Here is a 15,310-nt window from a genome sequence, read left to right on the forward strand (position 1 = left end):
TTATCGAGATTATTGATGGGTGGCAAAATTTATGGGTGAACCCGCCCCTACAGATTCTACTTTTCGGCCCAATTCCCAATGCCAATAAAAAAGCCAGGGATGGATATCCCCAGCTCGAAACATAGCACAATTAGTTTTGAGAGTTGGTAGGGCGATGTTTCAGAATCGACCCCACCGACTTGTACCCAAATTAAATCAGGGTAATGTCAGCAGCCGTAATGCCCGGTCTGCCATTCAGAATTGCCAGGGTAACTACTCCGTCAGCAGTACCAAAACCGTTAGAGTCAAATCCTAGTCGTCCGGTTTCATTTTCATAAAAGACGAACGAATCTGACGCGCCCGCCCCGGCTGGACCAAAACTGCCGTTGTACTGCCCACTCTCAAGCGCCAAGAACGCCTCCCCAGAAAGTCGATTCGTATTTTTCACTCCCCTCAAGTTGGGGAAGCCGTTGGAGTCATTGATTTGGAAGATAAACTTGTCTTGGCCGACTGTAAAATCGCCGATTTGGTCTACGTTAGTACCCACGGCGCCCTCGCCGGAGTTGTTGTAGTAGAAGCTGTCATTACCCGATCCGCCAATCAGGGTGTCAGCACCAGGGCCGCCGCCGAGAGAGTCGTTACCGTCGCCTCCGATCAAATAGTCGTTACCAAACCCGCCCAGCAAGGTGTCGTTTCCGGCACCGGAATTTAAGGTATCGTCCCCGAATGTTGTGTTGGAAAAGTCACCGAACAGGATGTCATCCCCGCTACCAGTAGTGATCACATCAGTGCTGTTGCCACCAGTAATGAAGTTGCTGCCTAAAGTATCGGTAATCAAGTTTGGCGCTGTAAGAGCGTTAATACCGGTAAATTCGACGGTGCTAGCGTAGGAGATGAAGTCGTTACCCTCCAAGTTGCCAATCAGGCGATCGCGATTGCTGCCAAAGATGATGGTGTCACTTCCCACGCCACCGTTCATGAGGTTGGTGACGGTGAAGCTGCTGCCAGTAGTAGGATTGGTGTAGCCAATTAACAGGTCGCCGCCCAGCCCGCCTTCGAGAGTAATCAAAGCAGTACCAGTACCAGCAAAAATGGCAGCGGTAGCATCGATAGTATCGTTGCCATCTCCACCGGCTGCGTTAGTAAAGGTACCGCTGAGGCTGTCGTTGCCTTCACCGCCGATCATTGTATCCGTCGCAAAAGCTGCAACGATCGTGTCATTGCCTACTCCGCCGTCGAGTAAGTTGCGACCCGCGAAGCCTGGAAATGAACTCCGCGCGCCTACGCTTGAAATTACATCCGGCACCGACGCCGACCGGATGAAGTCGTCGCCTTCACCTCCCAACGCGGTATCAGAAAAGGCAAAAACGTTGATCGTGTCGTTGCCTTCGCCGCCGTCAAAGAAGTTTCTGCCGCCGCCAAAGTCGCCGATCGCGCCGTTGAGAGAATCGTCGCCGCCACCGCCAATCAAGGTGGTTCTCTCAATGCCGATCGTGATGACGTCGGTAGTAAAGGGGCTGCTTTGCGTACTGTTGGTAATGACTAAGGTGTCGTTGTCATCATCGCCCGACAGGTAGCTGTTGCTGGCCACACCACGTAGCGTGTCGTTGCCTTTACCGCCATAAAGACTGTCTCTTACATTGATACCTACAACTAAGTCGTCGCCCAAATCACCCCGCAAGAAGTTGCTGCCTTCATTGCCAGCGAAGCCAATAGCCAAGCCACCCTCTAAAGAGAGGTTGTTGCCACCGCCTGCGATGAAGAAGCCGATCGCGTCATTGTCCTTACCGCCATAGAGGGAATCTCCTCTCTGCGCCCCTCCCAGCATCGTATCTGCGCCCTCATTACCAAACATGAGGTTAGCTTCGACAGTACCTTGGACGAAGTCTTCTCCCTCGCCGCCGTACAGGGTAGCGCGGGCTTCAGCGACTATGGTGTCATTACCTCGGTCGCCTAACAGCAAAGCCGGAGTGCGCTGGGATCTGATTGAGTCTTCGTCGTCGCCGCCGTACAGTGTATCGTTCGGGCCAACTGAAATCAGAGTATCGTTATCGCCTTGGCCAAATATTAAGCTGCCGCCCAGGGTGGAAGTTCTAACGAAATCCGCCCCGCCTGCGGCGAAGATTGTATCCGGGCCCAGTCCCGGAAGGTTTAAATCTAGTTGATTAGAATCGTCATTTAACGTTGTCATAAAGCTTCACTCCTCTACTTGTTGGTCATCGCTGGTGCGACTACAGACACTGCCTAGAACACCGAATGTTTGGATTCCGCTGTAGTTTAACCTGTTTGCCAGCCGCAAGTCTAGCCTACTGGCGTTAACCCTGTCTAGACTTTCTCCCTCGCGGATTTTTTGCTTGTAAGCTTTTATATTCAATGTCTTCACCCTTTAATAATCCTGGTGCACTGTCTCAGGTGCTCACGCTCTACAAGACGCGGCTCATATTCTTAATGTTCCATTCTGGATTGGCGGTCGGGGATCGCGTCCGGGGGAGGAAATTAAAGATTAAAAAAGGCTGATCTGGGTGATCCCGAAGACAAGGAAAATTGGGAGATTTGTTACTTGGTAACAAGGCTTTGTGGCAATTTCCGGTTTTCCAGGCAGGGCCCTCATTTAATAATTCTGGCCCGGATTGAACTCGGTACCGCTCCGGGCTTTAAAAGTCTACGCCCCGCTTTAGTTCTACGCCCCGATCGCCGTAGTGTTTGTGACAGTATACCTCGGAGTGTACGCTTGCCAAGTCAAAGTAAGCGTGGGGTTTGTGGCAGCGCCCGGTGATAATAATTTCTGTATCCCGCGGCTTGCGTAGCAGGGCTTCGACGATCGGCTCTACCGGCAGCAGTTCTAAGTCTACTGTGGGATTGAGTTCGTCGAGAATAATCGTTTTGTACCAACCGCTGGCGATCGCACATTTGGCGATTTCCCAGCCGCGTTCTGCTTCTATGCAGTCTAGCTCTTGCTGTTGCCCCCGCCAAACTATAGCATCTCGGCCGCACCGCTGGTGATCTACTAGCTGGGGGTAGCTTTGTCGCAAGGCTGCGATCGCCGCATCTTCTGTATAACCGGTGCCACCTTTGAGCCACTGCACGATTAAAACTCGGTGAGATTGGTCTTGACTGATACCCCTACCTATTGCCTGCAAAGCTTTTCCCAAAGCGCTCGTAGACTTGCCTTTCCCCGCTCCGGTGTATATTTCGATACCGGAAATATGATGGTCTGCCGCTGCGGGGTTATAGTGGGGCTTCATTTCTGAGTGTAAGTCGGCAATCTCCAGCAAAGCTTCGGGGGCCGCTCGGCCTGTGGCGATGACTTCTAAATATTCTGGTTTGTTTTTGAGGGTTTGGACTACTTCGTCAACTGGCAGCAAACCCAAGTCCAATACGGGGTTTAGTTCGTCTAGTACCACCACGGAATAGAGCGAGCTTGCGATCGCTCCTTTGGCGATATCCCAGCCTCGCTGAGCTTCGGCCCGATCGAAGCGGGTGATTGCTTCGGCCCCAAAATATTCGGCTCTGCCGGTTCGCACTTGGTCGATCAAGTGCGGAAATGCCCGTTGCAAGGCTTCTATTGCCCCGTCTTCGTCGTAGGAGCGGCCGGGGCCTTTGAGAAAGCGCAGCAATAAGACTCGTGTGGGCGAGTCAGAATTGATACCCAGCCCGATCGAGCGCAACACTACTCCCAAAGCTGCCTGAGACTTGCCTTTACCAGCGCCGTCGTAGACGTGAATCTGACCCGCGGCGCGTTCCGAGCGGGATGAGGCTGTCCGAATACCAATGCCATTCCTTACCATAATCAGCAGTTGTTTGAGTCTGTATCGGGGTGGGTATTCGATCGCGCGCCTTGAATGTTTAATTTTTCCATTCTGTTGGCGGATCTCAACAGATTATACGATAACTTCTAACTCCCAATCTTTTAAGCAGCGATCTAACGGAATCAGGTGCTCAAACCTCCGGTTAAGATTCTTCCGCTTGTGCTGTACAATTAAAATTTAACACGGACTGATATACCTAAAGGCTTATGATTGCGAGTGTTTTCCCATTTCGGACTGTTTTGGTGCAAATTTTAATTATGTTTTTGGCGATCGCGATCGAATCGTGGTTTTTGCAAAAACTACTTAAACTCGGCCCCAAAACCAGCATTGAATATACAGCCATCCTCAATCTATCTTGCACTTGCGTAGGCTGGTTAGTTTTCTTCGGCATTGAAAGCGTTCTTAGCAAAGAATTGCGGGAACAGCTTATCGGTTATATTTTATTAGGACGTGGGGATAATGTTTACGCTCCAATAACTATGATAGCACTGTCAGTATTAGCAGTAACCTTTCTAGCTAAATGGCAGGGATTAGAATTCATAGAAAACATGGTTTCCGGCAATAAAAAAGCTTCCACACCTCAGTTTTTAGGACCACCAACCCTCACCCGCCGTCCTCCCAAAAAAACTTTTCAAGTAACTACCCAGTTTGGGGGAATTTTAATCGCCCACACTGTTAGCAATCTCGTTATTTTAACCGTGTTGTTTTTGCAAAGCGTGTATTGAAATTTATGATGAAGCAATTTTTAGATGTCACTCAGCAGCTAACTAAGCTGACGAACAACCTTTGGGAAACCAATAAAAAAATCCAAAAGGCGATGATTCCGCCTAAAGTTGTTCACTGGAAGACTCCTTTACTACTCAGCATCTTTTTAGCTTTGCTGACAGTGGCAGCCGTAACTGACTGGCGGACGAGAACTCTGCTTTTTGATATGAGCTGGTTATTATTTACACTTTCAATGGGTTTGCTGACCAGCCAGCAACCTTTTGTGATTAAAGGAGTAAGTCTGAGTCCGTGGGTGACAAGCATCTTAATTGGCTTGTGGTTACTGATAAGATTACCGTCGGATAGGAAGGAAATAGCATGGATATCCGGCCCACTTATAGCAGTAGCAGTTCTTGCTACAATAGAGATTTGGAATAGCGAGTCAAAACGGGAAGGTATCAGGTCGTTGGTGCGCCCTCAGTTTTTGATGATTACTCTCGTTCACCTGCTGTTTTCCTGTTGGTTTGCTTTTCACTTTTTAATTCAAGGTTGGATAGAACAGTATCCGAGTGTTTTATCTCAGGATTTAAGGCAAAGCGATTATGTGGTGACATTTCAACAGCCAACTATTAATCGCTCCCGAGGAGTTGTCATCCTCAATGAAATGGAGCGATACCTGCGAAATGAAGCCCGCACAAAACCGTGGGCGCAGGTAGAGCAAATGTTAATAGATATTGACAATGAGCGATTTTTTCTGCGGAATCAAGCCTTACAAACAACTGGGGTAGTCGCAGAAGATGGGAGGTGGGATGTCAAAACTTCGATCGTCCAAGGAGAGTCTCGCTATCAGTTAGATATGCAGGCAACTTGGCTGGGAGTGGTTTTTAGACCGGAAATATATTCGTTTACCAAATCTTGCGAGGTGTTCCAGATAGCCAATAGGGCGACTGTAACCTGCGATGCCATCAAACGCTCTCAACCCGGACAGAAAAAAGATGGAACGCCGGGGGACACTCAAGTTTGATTCTGTCTCTGTTAACTAATTGCGATGGGTATAGCGGGAGAGTGGGAGAGTCTGAAAGTGGGAGAGTCTGAGAGTCTGAGATGGAAAAAATCCTCTTTCTTCCCTCTTCCTTCTTCCTTCTTCCCTCTTCCTTCTTCCTTCTTCCTTGCACTAAAGTATGGCGAAAGTTTCCAGCGGGTTAATAACTAGATGAATTTGAGAAGAATCTTGACAGTCGCGACCAATGTATTTTGGGAAGTAATTCGCGATCGCATCCTTTACTTAATTATTATTTTTGCTCTGTTGATGGGCGCCTCGGTACGGTTGATACCGGAATTGGCGGCGACAACCGAAAAGAAAATTATCTTAGATATCGGTTTGGGTGCTATGAGCATTCTCGGTTTAATTGCCACAGTGTTTGTGGCTACCGGACTGGTCAACAAAGAAATTGAAAAGCGCACTGTTTATCTGTTAGTTGCTAAGCCGATAAGTCGGGCTGAGTTAATTGTGGGCAAGCACTTAGGACTGTCGGCGGTGCTGGCGGTGCTTGTAGCGGCAATGACTGTTATCTATCTGGCTATTCTGAGTTTGAGTAGCATTCCTTTCCCTTTGGGAAGCATTTTAATCGCTTCGCTGTTTATCTGGTTTGAGCTTTGTCTCATGGCTGGTGTAGGGATTTTATTTGGGGTGTTCAGCAGTTCGCTGTTGGCAACGTTACTGACATTTGGCGTTTATTTGATGGGACATTCGACGCGGGATTTAGTGGCTTTGGGCAAGTTAACTAAAAATCCTGGCCTAGAACAATTGATGATGGGACTATATCTGGTTTTGCCGGATTTAGCCAGATTCAATTTGAGAAATGATGCTGTTTACGGACAAGTTCCTTACTTGGCAGGTTTGATTACAGATGCTGGCTACGGTTTGCTGTATGTGGTGCTGCTGCTGTCAATTGCGATCGCCATATTTTCCCGTAGGGAATTTTAAAACGCGCCTTCGCTACTTTCAAAAGTGTGACTATATCAAATTATCACGCTAAAATATAAAGGAGGCGATCGCTCAGAAATCTCAACTAAAACTCAAACTTTTAATTGATCCCGAATAAGCTATTCTGTATTTAAATAGTACCTTTGGGCGGACTTTTCTGCCCTCCCCACAAGATAGGGACTTACGCATCGGGGTCCAGAAACCGGGTTTGTTACCGAATCTGCGGTCTACAACGCGTCTTTTCGTAAAAAAAACCTCGTTTCTAAACAATAGTGCGTAAGCCCTAAAGATGTTGAAGAGACATCACCCTGTAAATTAGATTGCGATAGCTTAGCAGTAAGAAAAAATGAAATTATGTTAGTAGAAAAACTCGAACAATTAAAAGATATTTTCGCACAAATGGAACGGGCTTTGATTGCCTACTCCGGCGGAATTGACAGCACTTTGGTAGCAAAAATCGCTTTTGATGTGTTGGGCGATCGCGCTTTGGCAGTGACGGCAGTTTCCCCCTCTCTACTGCCCGAAGATTTAGAAGATGCGCGCATTCAAGCAGCAGAAATTGGGATAGCCCACCAGGAAGTACAAACTCAGGAAATGGCAAATCCAAATTACACTTCTAACCCGGTTAACCGCTGCTATTTCTGCAAAAGCGAACTGCACGATACTTTGAAACCCCTAGCACTAGCAAAGGGTTATCCTTATGTGGTGGATGGGGTTAATGGTGACGATTTAAAGGATTACCGTCCCGGAATTCAGGCGGCAAAGGAACGCGGCGCGCGATCGCCTTTAGCCGAAGTAGGAATCACTAAATTGGAAGTGCGGCAGTTGGCCAAAGAATTGGGTTTGCCTTGGTGGGACAAACCGGCTCAACCTTGTCTCAGTTCGCGCTTTCCTTACGGCGAAGAAATCACCGTTGGAAAGTTGCAAAGAGTGGGGCGCGCCGAACGGTATTTGCGGCAGTTGGGACTGAAAAATCTGCGAGTGCGATCGGACGGAGATACGGCACGCATTGAGTTACCCGCAGAGGAGATTCAGGAGTTTGTGGTAAACACGGATTTGCCTGCATTGGTGGCGGTATTTCAAGAGTTTGGTTTTGTTTACGCTACTTTGGATTTGGAGGGGTTTCGCAGCGGCAAATTAAATCAGGTTTTGCAGCCGCAGTTGTTGGAAACGAAAGGTTGATTAATTTTCCCGAATACAAAAATTTTTTCATGATTGATGTAGTTTGGGACATGGACAAAGGGGAACAATGTCAATCGAACCTTTATCTTTGATGTAGCAACTTATACGTTTCAAGGATCGAATTGTTAGGATTACAGGACTTACGCAAAAGTAAGGTATTTCTGTTGCCCAGCGAACTCAGTGAAGCAATCTCAAGGTGGCGTTACTTAATCAGGGTATGAAAAAAAAATCACTTTAAAATCCACCCGCTTTGTGGATACTGGTTTCTCTGACGGGCCTATTTAACGTTTCATACCGTAAATCAGCAACGCCTAGAGGGCCGGCACTCTTGGCACGGCCCCTACGGATAATGAAACAGCCCTGCCTTTGCTCGGACGAAAGTTTGACTCTATGCAGCGGTTTCAACCACCTCTTCATAAAAATGGTGGCTAACTATCAACGCCCGAGTCCGATCAAGGAGTAGTTGGCTGAATTTGCTGTGGCTGCATTTGCTGCTGCTGATTTTGGAGCTGAAGTTGCTGCTCCTGGATCTCGATTTGCCGATTCTCAAGGTCTATTTGCCGCTGTCTGTCTTCGAGTTGCAAGCGTCTGTCTTCAAGTTGCAGTCTTCTGTCTTCTGCTTGCTGCAATCTATCTTCACGTTGTAGCTCTCTTTCTAGCAGTCTGTCTTCACGTTGCTCTTGTCTGTCTTGACGTTGTTCGCGAAGCTCTCTGAGCTGATTTCTTCGCTCGAAATCCCCTCCCAAAAATAAGTTTTGAAAAGCGTTGATAGTTGCTTGAAACCCAGTAAAAACGCCGCTAACAGCGTTGATCCCAGTTGCTACTCCTGTTATTGGCTGCAAGAAAGTGTTGATATTGTCTGCTACCCTAGCATAGCCCGATCGCGCTACCAGAATCACATCGTTGTTGCGGAGAGTGGGGTTATTATTAGGATTCAATCCTTGAGCAAAATCCACCTCTATCGTGCGGCGAGAAACAGTACCGTTGGGATTCAATCGCAATAGTTCTACCTTGTCTTTTTTAGCCCGCAATTGATTGAAACTGCCTGCGGTGAGCAAAGCTTGGTGCAGGGATGTACTAGGTCGCACCTGCAAAGCCCCAGGCCTAATTACTTCTCCTACAATATTGATGCTAATCGCGTTCGGAGAAAAACTGCTATTTGCAACTTGAGAAACTTCAGCTAAGTCTACCGTAGCCGCTGTCGGGATAATTACGCTATCTCCTTCTTGCAGCAAAATATCTTGAGTTGCGTCGCCTTTTTGCAGTAAATCCCACAGATTTACCATGATAGTTTGTTCGTTGCCACCTCTGACTCGGCGGCGGATTTGTACGCGGCGAATGTCAGCTTCTGTAGTGATACCACCAGCAATTTTCAGTGCTCTAGTTATTGTTGGTAAGCCCACAACTGCTCCTTGCTGTTGGTCGATAGATACAAAACTCAACTCTGTTTGTTGGTTGCTCGATCGCACATCCGAAGCAAATACAGTATAAGGCCCCGGCCGGTTTACTTCCCCGACAATTACTACCCCAATTGGTTTAGTAATATCAGCGGAAAAATTAGCACTGGCTCTTTGACGAACTTCTTGAGTATTGAGGGCACTTGCTGTCGGTATAAAAATTGTATCTCCATCTCGAATGGTAACATCTTGACGCAAATTTCCCGTCTCTAAAAAATCCTGCAAATCAACAGTAGTAACTTGCTCCGGCCCGCCTCTGCGGGGACGACGAATTTGGACATTTCGCATATCTCCTGCTGATGTCACCCCTTGTGCAAGTTGCAGCATTTCCATCAAAGTCGGGAATTTTACTCCTCCTCCTTCTCTAGTGGGATTAATCTTGTATGAACCCGGGCGAGTAACTTCACCGGCAAGACCTATATTTAGGGGGCGAGCGACTACCAGAGTCACGGTAACAACGGGAACATTGATGAAGGGTTCGTATCGCTGGGTAATCACATTAGCGGCTTGTTGCAGCGTCAACCCTTGAATTGAGACGCTACGAATGATTGGCAAATTGAGCGTCCCGTCAACTAGCACTTGATATTCTCTGCTGAATTCAGGGACGCCGAATATCTCTAAAGCAATGCGATCGCCCGATCCTAAAGTATAAGCTGCTTCTTGTGTCAGCGAACCCGGAGGTGGCGGCGGTACTCTCGGTTGGTTTTGGTTCCTAGCGGGCACAGGATTTCTGACGGCAGGCAACTGAGCTCTACTGGGCGGCGAACTCAATAGCACCAGGAGTGCTGACAAACTCAGACTTGTAGCGGTTTGAACGGTATATTTCATCTTTCTTCCCTGGTTGCGGCCTGCCATTGAACAAGAGCAATTTAGCTAGTGGATTGTAGTTTATTTTCCCTGCTGTCCAGTGTAGCCTCGCTTTGCGGCAAAATCCACAGGTACAAGCATAAAAATTGTGCGATCGCACTTAACTATTTTGCCCCTTGTTTGTAAAGAAAGTGTAAAGCCCGCCAACTGTTGTCAGGATTAATATCTCGTTTGAGCAAAATTCTTCATACATAAGTCCGCATACAAATCAACCCGCCGCAGAAAGGAGATAGAAAAAAACCGCCCTGATTTGAGGTAAAATGTTAAATAATTCTCTCTGCAGGACAAAGACAAGTGTCACTAAAATTGGATAAAGTAATTCCCTGGGGACGCTGCTTGGATGAATACATAGGAATGTTTAGCTTGACATCAAGTGACCTCAAGCTAGCAATTCTTGATTGTGCTGGCGGCCCAGCGAGTTTCAATGCCGAAATGACTCGCCAAGGTAAAAAGGTAATTTCTTGCGATCCAGTTTATCAGTTTACTGCGGTGGAAATTGGCGATCGCATCCAAGAAACATATCAAACTGTGATTGATGCTGTCAAAGCCAATGTAGACGGCTACCTGTGGAACAATTTTGAATCGCCCTACCAGCTAGGAGAAGTGCGAATGAAGGCGATGCAGGAATTTTTAGAAGATTTTCCATCTGGCTTAGAGCAAGGCCGCTACCTGAATGCTGAGCTGCCAGTTTTGCCTTTCGATAACGGTCAATTCGATTTAGCTTTGTGCAGCCATTTCTTATTTGCTTATTCTCACTTGCTTTCCGAAGAATTTCATTTGGAAGCAATTACAGAAATGTGTCGGGTTGCGAAGGAAGTCCGGGTATTCCCTCTATTGCAGAGTTTTAGCGGGGAGGAATCCGATCACTTAAATCCGATTATCACCGAATTAAAAAAGAGAAGTTTTAGTGTAGAAATTCAAGAGGCTCCTTATGAGTTTCAAAAAGGCGGGAATAAGATGCTGCGAGTTAGGGGGCGAATGTAATTCGCGGCTGCGGAGGGCATGGCAATTTGCGATCGCTTATTTCCAAAAAATTAGATAAGCTAAGCATAAGGTTCTGCCTCATCTTGGGGTTCGCCAATCGCACGCTGGACTGCATGGCGAATGTGGATAATCCTCACCGTTGGTATGGGTTGATCGTCAAAAATAGTGAAGAGTATGCGATACGTGGTTTTACCACTTCCATACAGAAGCTGGCGAATCTCTTGGCTGAAAAACGCGTTTTCACGGGCTAAAACACAACGACGCGGCATTTCTTTCAGTGAGGAAATCGCTTTAATCAAACCCTGATACCATGCTTGAGCGCGTTCGGGAGTCGTGAATTGGGAAAAGTTCAGAAACGCTGCATCAGCTTCAGATTGAGCTGTACTGGAAAAGTCAATGCGATACATTATGCTTCCAAAGAAAGTCCGTATTTCTGGTTTTGTCTATCGACAAACTCTTCCAGAGTAGAAAACTGACCCCGATCGAAGTCATCAAGTCCGCGTTGAATCCCTTCTAATGCCTCGAAGAAATCGCTTTCATCAAAGCTAAGTCCGAACGCGATAACAGCTAGGGTAACGCTGGTTATATCTTGTCCTGTACTTTCCGCCCGTTGGCGCAGCAGTGCTTCGATTTGGGGGGGTAAGGTGAGTGTAAGAGTCATAAAAGTTATGATGAATGGTTAACTTTATTTTCTAACTTTATTTTGGCATAGGTAGCCAAAACGATCGCTTCCTAAACTATCTGCCCATTCCTGAAACCGATCGAGCTCTGCGGCCCGTCTTGTTTTTCTGGTAATCTTGGAAGGCTGCGAGACTCAAGGCGATCGTTTCTTCTTCACTGAGGGTTTGAAACTCCTTTGCTGTGTCAATTTCGCCCCACTGATATCCCTCCGTTTCCTCGGCAATTTCTGCGATTGTTCAAAGTCGCTGAGATTACCGTTGGACTGATTCAGTCATGAAAGCACGATCGCCTTAACCGAATCGCTGGGCATGGCTTGAATTTGGGCGTGGAGTTGCTTTAAGCTGTTCTGCATTTAAATTGGATGTCAAAAAATAATCAAACTATTGTGGGGTGGGCGTCCCGCCCGCCCTGAACCTACAATTTAAATGCGCGACAGCTTATAGATTGAGCCATTGGACAATAGAGAGTGACTGATGTAATTTTAGCGCAGTGTCAAATAGTTGCACATACTATAGCAATCCTACATGAGTCGTAATTTTTTACCCCACCCCAACCCTCCCCTTACTAAGGGGAGGGAGTAAGAAGTTCACAAATGATTTAGAATGGCTATATAAGGCACAGTGGCGATAAAATTAATTAAAGACTTTAAAGCGACCCCACGGATCGATCGGGGGGCTTATTTCGCGGGCTTATTTCTCAGATACCACGTTTTCTTTAGTAATTCTAATCAAAAACCGCAGAGCTTCATTCACTGCTTCAGAATCGGGAAACATCTCTGCAACATCCGGTTCTAAACGAATATTTACACCACCAAAGGTCTTTCGTCCCGATCCTACCCTTCTTACACGCAACTTCCTCAAATCATATTCCGACCGAAGCTCATCGTCCATCCCTGTTTCATCCTTCTTCATAAACTTCTCGCTCCACTCGTGTTACTTTTCTGGCGCTAATCAAACGAATAAAATCTGCTCTTTCTGTATACGACACTATCAATAAATTACCTTGCTGGGACTCTCCAACAATAATATAGCGATCTTCTTCATCAGAGTGATCCGGATCGTAGAAATCGACGTAGAGGGGATCGTCAAAAACCGTTCTGGCTTCCTCAAATGAGATCCCATGCTTGGACAAATTTACCGCTGCCTTCTTTTCATCCCACTCGAATTTCATAAAGAGCCCAAATCAGCATCTTTGATATAATATTACACCTAGAAGCAAAACTCAAACCAACTCATGCCACAAACAGTCTGGATCGCACGACACGGAAACCGCATCGACTTCGTTAACCCCGACTGGTTTCTCACCGCAGAACACCGCTACGATCCCCACCTTTCCGAAGACGGTCACGTTCAAGCCAAACAACTCGCAAATCGCCTCAAAGGAGAAGGAATTTCTCATATTTTTGCTTCCCCTTTTCTGCGAACTGTCCAAACAGCAAATCACGCGGCAGAAGCTCTCGATTTGTCAATTAAACTAGATTGGGGACTGTGCGAATGGCTGAATCCTGAATGGATGACAGAAATGCCGGAAACAGAGTCCGTCGAAGCTTTGTGCAGGCGTTTTCCCAGGATTGATGCTTCCTACAAAGGCGGTATTGCTAATTATCCCGAAACCGTGGAAGCTTGTTTCAAAAGGGCGGGGGAAACGGCTAAACGCCTCGTGGCTGATTTTCCCGAAGATATGTTATTAGTAGGTCACGGTGCGTCGGTTTTAGGCACTGCGATCGGGCTGGCGGGGGGTGCAGAAACGGAAATTAACGCTTCTTTGTGCTGTTTGGTGAAAGTGGTGCGGGATGAGGGAGAATGGTCGATCGCACTTAATGGCGATACTTCTCACCTGACTGACTCGGAAACCGTGATTCGGTTTAATTAAAGTTGAGCTTCGTGCGAAAAATCGCATTTTATGCTATGTGTGTAAGGTGCGCTGAGGTGCACCCTAGGTTAATCTGATTAGTCCGAATCTGGGTGTTATTGTTTAATCTCGATCGCACATTTTAAATCGAAAATCTTAAATCGGTATGGCAGGACACAGTAAGTGGGCGAATATTAAACGCCAAAAAGCTAGAGTTGATGCCGTTAAAGGCAAGGTTTTTGCTAGAATATCTCGCGAAATTATTGTAGCCGCCCGCAGCGGAGTTCCCGATCCCGCTGGCAATTTTCAACTGCGGACGGCTATTGAAAAAGCTAAGGCGGCGAGTATTCCTAATGAAAACATAGAAAGGGCGATCGCCAAAGGTGCTGGCTTGGCGGGGGGGAGTTCGGATTTAGAAGCTATTCGCTACGAAGGTTACGGCGTTGGCGGGGTTGCTATTCTGATTGAAGCGCTGACAGACAACCGCAACCGCACAGCGGCTGACTTGCGAGAAGCTTTTACTAAAAATGGCGGAAACTTGGGCGAAACTGGTTGTGTGGGCTGGATGTTTGACAACAAAGGAGTTTGTACGGTACGCGGCCCGATTGATGAGGAACAATTGTTTGAAGCGTCGCTAGAGGCGGCTGCGGAATCTTATGATTTGATATTAATTGATGAGGATACTGAAGGTGCAGAGGTATTTACAAGCGTGGCTAATTTGGAACAACTGGCTGATGTTTTGAAACAAAATAATTTTGCTGTTGTGCAGTCGGAAACTCGCTGGATTCCCAGCAATACAGTGGAAATAGACACTCCTGAAAAAGCTCGATCGCTCTTGAAGTTAATGGACGCACTGGAAGATTTGGATGACGTGCAAAGTGTGACGGCGAATTTTGAAATGACAGATGAATTGATGTCTTTGAGTATGGTTTAATGCTCTAAATCACCAGATTTTTGCCATCCGCAAGACAAATCCCGGTAACTCTGGATCTGCGCTGACTGTTTCAGGATTATCTAAGATTTCCTGTTCGCGATTGGGACGGTAAATATAGACTTTTCTGTTTTTGCGATCGACCAAAAAGCCGAGCGATACACCGTTCTCAATATATTCTTGCATCTTATTTTGCAATCCCTTGAGAGTGTCACTAGCAGACCGCAATTCAATCACAAAGTCTGGACAAATCGGTGCGAATGAGGCTTTTTGTTCTTCAGTTAAGGCATTCCAGCGCTCTAGTTTAATCCATGAGGCATCGGGAGATCGGGTTGCTCCATTCGGCAAGGTAAAGCCTGCACTGGAGTCAAACGTTTCACCTGTGCCATCTTGTTCTGCCCAGTTACCCAATTGTAGGGCAATCTTGAAGTTGCGGTTCCCTGTATCTGAAAAGGCTGGTGACATAATGATAACTTCCCCACTGGCTGTACGTTCAATTCTCAAATCGCGATTAACTAGACAGAATTCATAAAACTGTTCAACAGTCATCGATTGGATCGCAGGGAAATTGACCGTCAGTGGGACGCTTTCGGTTTGAATTAGCAGCGTCGTCATGGTTTTTCCTTTTTTTGGTGCAGGGGTGATATAATACCTTGATATTACACTATTTTAGCTTGGCGCTCGAAAGTCTTAGTCGATCGGGGAGTCGGAGGCTTGTATCCGTTTTTGGGCTGGATTAATCGATTTTAGATTTTAGATTTTAGATTTTAGATTTTAGAATTGAAGCATTTTTAGATTAAAGATTAAAGATTAAAGATTAAAGATTAAAGATTAAAGATTAAAGATTAAAGATTAAAGATTAAAGATTAAAGATTAA

At 46.6% G+C, this 15,310-nt stretch carries 15 protein-coding genes; 7 read left to right on the plus strand and 8 right to left on the minus strand.

Annotated elements, in window-relative coordinates; all coding sequences use genetic code 11:
* Positions 1 to 190: 190 nt before the first annotated feature.
* Complete coding sequence (locus QUB51_RS26745; protein ID WP_333263949.1) at positions 191 to 2,170, minus strand: calcium-binding protein; 1,980 nt, start codon at positions 2,168 to 2,170, stop codon at positions 191 to 193.
* Between the two features lie 463 nt (positions 2,171 to 2,633).
* Positions 2,634 to 3,767: a cob(I)yrinic acid a,c-diamide adenosyltransferase gene (locus QUB51_RS26750; protein ID WP_333054445.1), complete on the minus strand. Its 1,134-nt coding sequence runs from the start codon at positions 3,765 to 3,767 to the stop codon at positions 2,634 to 2,636.
* 227 nt (positions 3,768 to 3,994) lie between these two features.
* On the opposite strand from QUB51_RS26750, the gene fraC reads away from it, so the two are divergent.
* The 4 genes from fraC (at position 3,995) to larE (ending at position 7,662) form a co-directional block, all read left to right on the plus strand.
* Positions 3,995 to 4,513, plus strand: a complete 519-nt coding sequence (gene fraC / locus QUB51_RS26755) for a filament integrity protein FraC (RefSeq protein ID WP_333054446.1) — start codon at positions 3,995 to 3,997, stop codon at positions 4,511 to 4,513.
* Between the two features lie 5 nt (positions 4,514 to 4,518).
* A complete protein-coding gene (locus tag QUB51_RS26760) occupies positions 4,519 to 5,517 on the plus strand; it encodes a DUF5357 family protein (protein ID WP_333054447.1) in 999 nt (332 codons plus the stop codon).
* A 189-nt stretch (positions 5,518 to 5,706) separates the two neighbouring features.
* Positions 5,707 to 6,480 carry an ABC transporter permease gene (locus tag QUB51_RS26765; protein ID WP_333054448.1) on the plus strand — a complete coding sequence of 258 codons (774 nt, stop codon included), beginning with the start codon at positions 5,707 to 5,709 and terminating at the stop codon, positions 6,478 to 6,480.
* Positions 6,481 to 6,834: 354 nt separating this feature from the next.
* Positions 6,835 to 7,662 carry an ATP-dependent sacrificial sulfur transferase LarE gene (gene larE, locus QUB51_RS26770; protein ID WP_333263952.1) on the plus strand — a complete coding sequence of 276 codons (828 nt, stop codon included), beginning with the start codon at positions 6,835 to 6,837 and terminating at the stop codon, positions 7,660 to 7,662.
* A gap of 452 nt (positions 7,663 to 8,114) precedes the next feature.
* Here the strand turns inward: larE and QUB51_RS26775 are convergent, their stop codons facing one another.
* A complete protein-coding gene (locus tag QUB51_RS26775) occupies positions 8,115 to 9,947 on the minus strand; it encodes a polysaccharide biosynthesis/export family protein (RefSeq protein WP_333263955.1) in 1,833 nt (610 codons plus the stop codon).
* A 333-nt stretch (positions 9,948 to 10,280) separates the two neighbouring features.
* On the opposite strand from QUB51_RS26775, the gene QUB51_RS26780 reads away from it, so the two are divergent.
* The gene (locus QUB51_RS26780; protein WP_333054452.1) at positions 10,281 to 10,970 is read left to right on the plus strand and encodes a class I SAM-dependent methyltransferase; all 690 of its coding nucleotides are present in this window, start codon (positions 10,281 to 10,283) and stop codon (positions 10,968 to 10,970) included.
* 59 nt (positions 10,971 to 11,029) lie between these two features.
* Here QUB51_RS26780 and QUB51_RS26785 read toward each other — a convergent pair whose 3' ends face one another.
* The 4 genes from QUB51_RS26785 to QUB51_RS26800 form a co-directional block, all read right to left on the minus strand.
* Positions 11,030 to 11,377 (minus strand): type II toxin-antitoxin system RelE/ParE family toxin, encoded by a 348-nt coding sequence (locus QUB51_RS26785; RefSeq protein ID WP_333211245.1) that lies wholly within the window; start codon positions 11,375 to 11,377, stop codon positions 11,030 to 11,032.
* Positions 11,377 to 11,631 carry a hypothetical protein gene (locus tag QUB51_RS26790; protein WP_242716968.1) on the minus strand — a complete coding sequence of 85 codons (255 nt, stop codon included), beginning with the start codon at positions 11,629 to 11,631 and terminating at the stop codon, positions 11,377 to 11,379. Before QUB51_RS26790 ends, QUB51_RS26785 begins: the two co-directional genes overlap by 1 nt.
* A gap of 709 nt (positions 11,632 to 12,340) precedes the next feature.
* Entirely contained in the window at positions 12,341 to 12,562 is a 222-nt protein-coding gene (locus tag QUB51_RS26795) for a hypothetical protein (RefSeq protein WP_333054454.1), read from the minus strand.
* Positions 12,549 to 12,821 (minus strand): BrnT family toxin, encoded by a 273-nt coding sequence (locus QUB51_RS26800; RefSeq protein WP_333054455.1) that lies wholly within the window; start codon positions 12,819 to 12,821, stop codon positions 12,549 to 12,551. The genes QUB51_RS26795 and QUB51_RS26800 overlap by 14 nt, the downstream gene beginning before the upstream one ends.
* Before the next feature lie 63 nt (positions 12,822 to 12,884).
* Between QUB51_RS26800 and QUB51_RS26805 the strand changes: the two genes are divergently transcribed.
* Complete coding sequence (locus QUB51_RS26805; RefSeq protein ID WP_333263958.1) at positions 12,885 to 13,523, plus strand: histidine phosphatase family protein; 639 nt, start codon at positions 12,885 to 12,887, stop codon at positions 13,521 to 13,523.
* A 145-nt stretch (positions 13,524 to 13,668) separates the two neighbouring features.
* Positions 13,669 to 14,436 carry a YebC/PmpR family DNA-binding transcriptional regulator gene (locus QUB51_RS26810; protein ID WP_333263961.1) on the plus strand — a complete coding sequence of 256 codons (768 nt, stop codon included), beginning with the start codon at positions 13,669 to 13,671 and terminating at the stop codon, positions 14,434 to 14,436.
* A 9-nt stretch (positions 14,437 to 14,445) separates the two neighbouring features.
* On the opposite strand, the gene QUB51_RS26815 is transcribed toward QUB51_RS26810, so the two are convergent.
* Positions 14,446 to 15,048, minus strand: a complete 603-nt coding sequence (locus tag QUB51_RS26815; RefSeq protein ID WP_333054458.1) for a Uma2 family endonuclease — start codon at positions 15,046 to 15,048, stop codon at positions 14,446 to 14,448.
* Between the last annotated feature and the right edge of the window lie 262 nt (positions 15,049 to 15,310).

This window comes from Microcoleus sp. AT8-A3 (assembly GCF_036705675.1).
GTDB lineage: Bacteria > Cyanobacteriota > Cyanobacteriia > Cyanobacteriales > Microcoleaceae > Microcoleus.

What these genes read in the sequence shown, in the direction of transcription:
- QUB51_RS26790 (WP_242716968.1), bottom strand. Translation starts at nt 11,631, where the DNA reads ATGACTCTTACACTCACCTTACCCCCCCAAATCGAAGCACTGCTGCGC.
- fraC (WP_333054446.1), top strand. Translation starts at nt 3,995, where the DNA reads ATGATTGCGAGTGTTTTCCCATTTCGGACTGTTTTGGTGCAAATTTTA.
- QUB51_RS26765 (WP_333054448.1), top strand. Translation starts at nt 5,707, where the DNA reads ATGAATTTGAGAAGAATCTTGACAGTCGCGACCAATGTATTTTGGGAA.
- QUB51_RS26800 (WP_333054455.1), bottom strand. Translation starts at nt 12,821, where the DNA reads ATGAAATTCGAGTGGGATGAAAAGAAGGCAGCGGTAAATTTGTCCAAG.
- QUB51_RS26795 (WP_333054454.1), bottom strand. Translation starts at nt 12,562, where the DNA reads ATGAAGAAGGATGAAACAGGGATGGACGATGAGCTTCGGTCGGAATAT.
- QUB51_RS26805 (WP_333263958.1), top strand. Translation starts at nt 12,885, where the DNA reads ATGCCACAAACAGTCTGGATCGCACGACACGGAAACCGCATCGACTTC.
- QUB51_RS26745 (WP_333263949.1), bottom strand. Translation starts at nt 2,170, where the DNA reads ATGACAACGTTAAATGACGATTCTAATCAACTAGATTTAAACCTTCCG.
- QUB51_RS26815 (WP_333054458.1), bottom strand. Translation starts at nt 15,048, where the DNA reads ATGACGACGCTGCTAATTCAAACCGAAAGCGTCCCACTGACGGTCAAT.
- QUB51_RS26785 (WP_333211245.1), bottom strand. Translation starts at nt 11,377, where the DNA reads ATGTATCGCATTGACTTTTCCAGTACAGCTCAATCTGAAGCTGATGCA.
- larE (WP_333263952.1), top strand. Translation starts at nt 6,835, where the DNA reads ATGTTAGTAGAAAAACTCGAACAATTAAAAGATATTTTCGCACAAATG.
- QUB51_RS26810 (WP_333263961.1), top strand. Translation starts at nt 13,669, where the DNA reads ATGGCAGGACACAGTAAGTGGGCGAATATTAAACGCCAAAAAGCTAGA.
- QUB51_RS26750 (WP_333054445.1), bottom strand. Translation starts at nt 3,767, where the DNA reads ATGGTAAGGAATGGCATTGGTATTCGGACAGCCTCATCCCGCTCGGAA.
- QUB51_RS26775 (WP_333263955.1), bottom strand. Translation starts at nt 9,947, where the DNA reads ATGAAATATACCGTTCAAACCGCTACAAGTCTGAGTTTGTCAGCACTC.
- QUB51_RS26760 (WP_333054447.1), top strand. Translation starts at nt 4,519, where the DNA reads ATGATGAAGCAATTTTTAGATGTCACTCAGCAGCTAACTAAGCTGACG.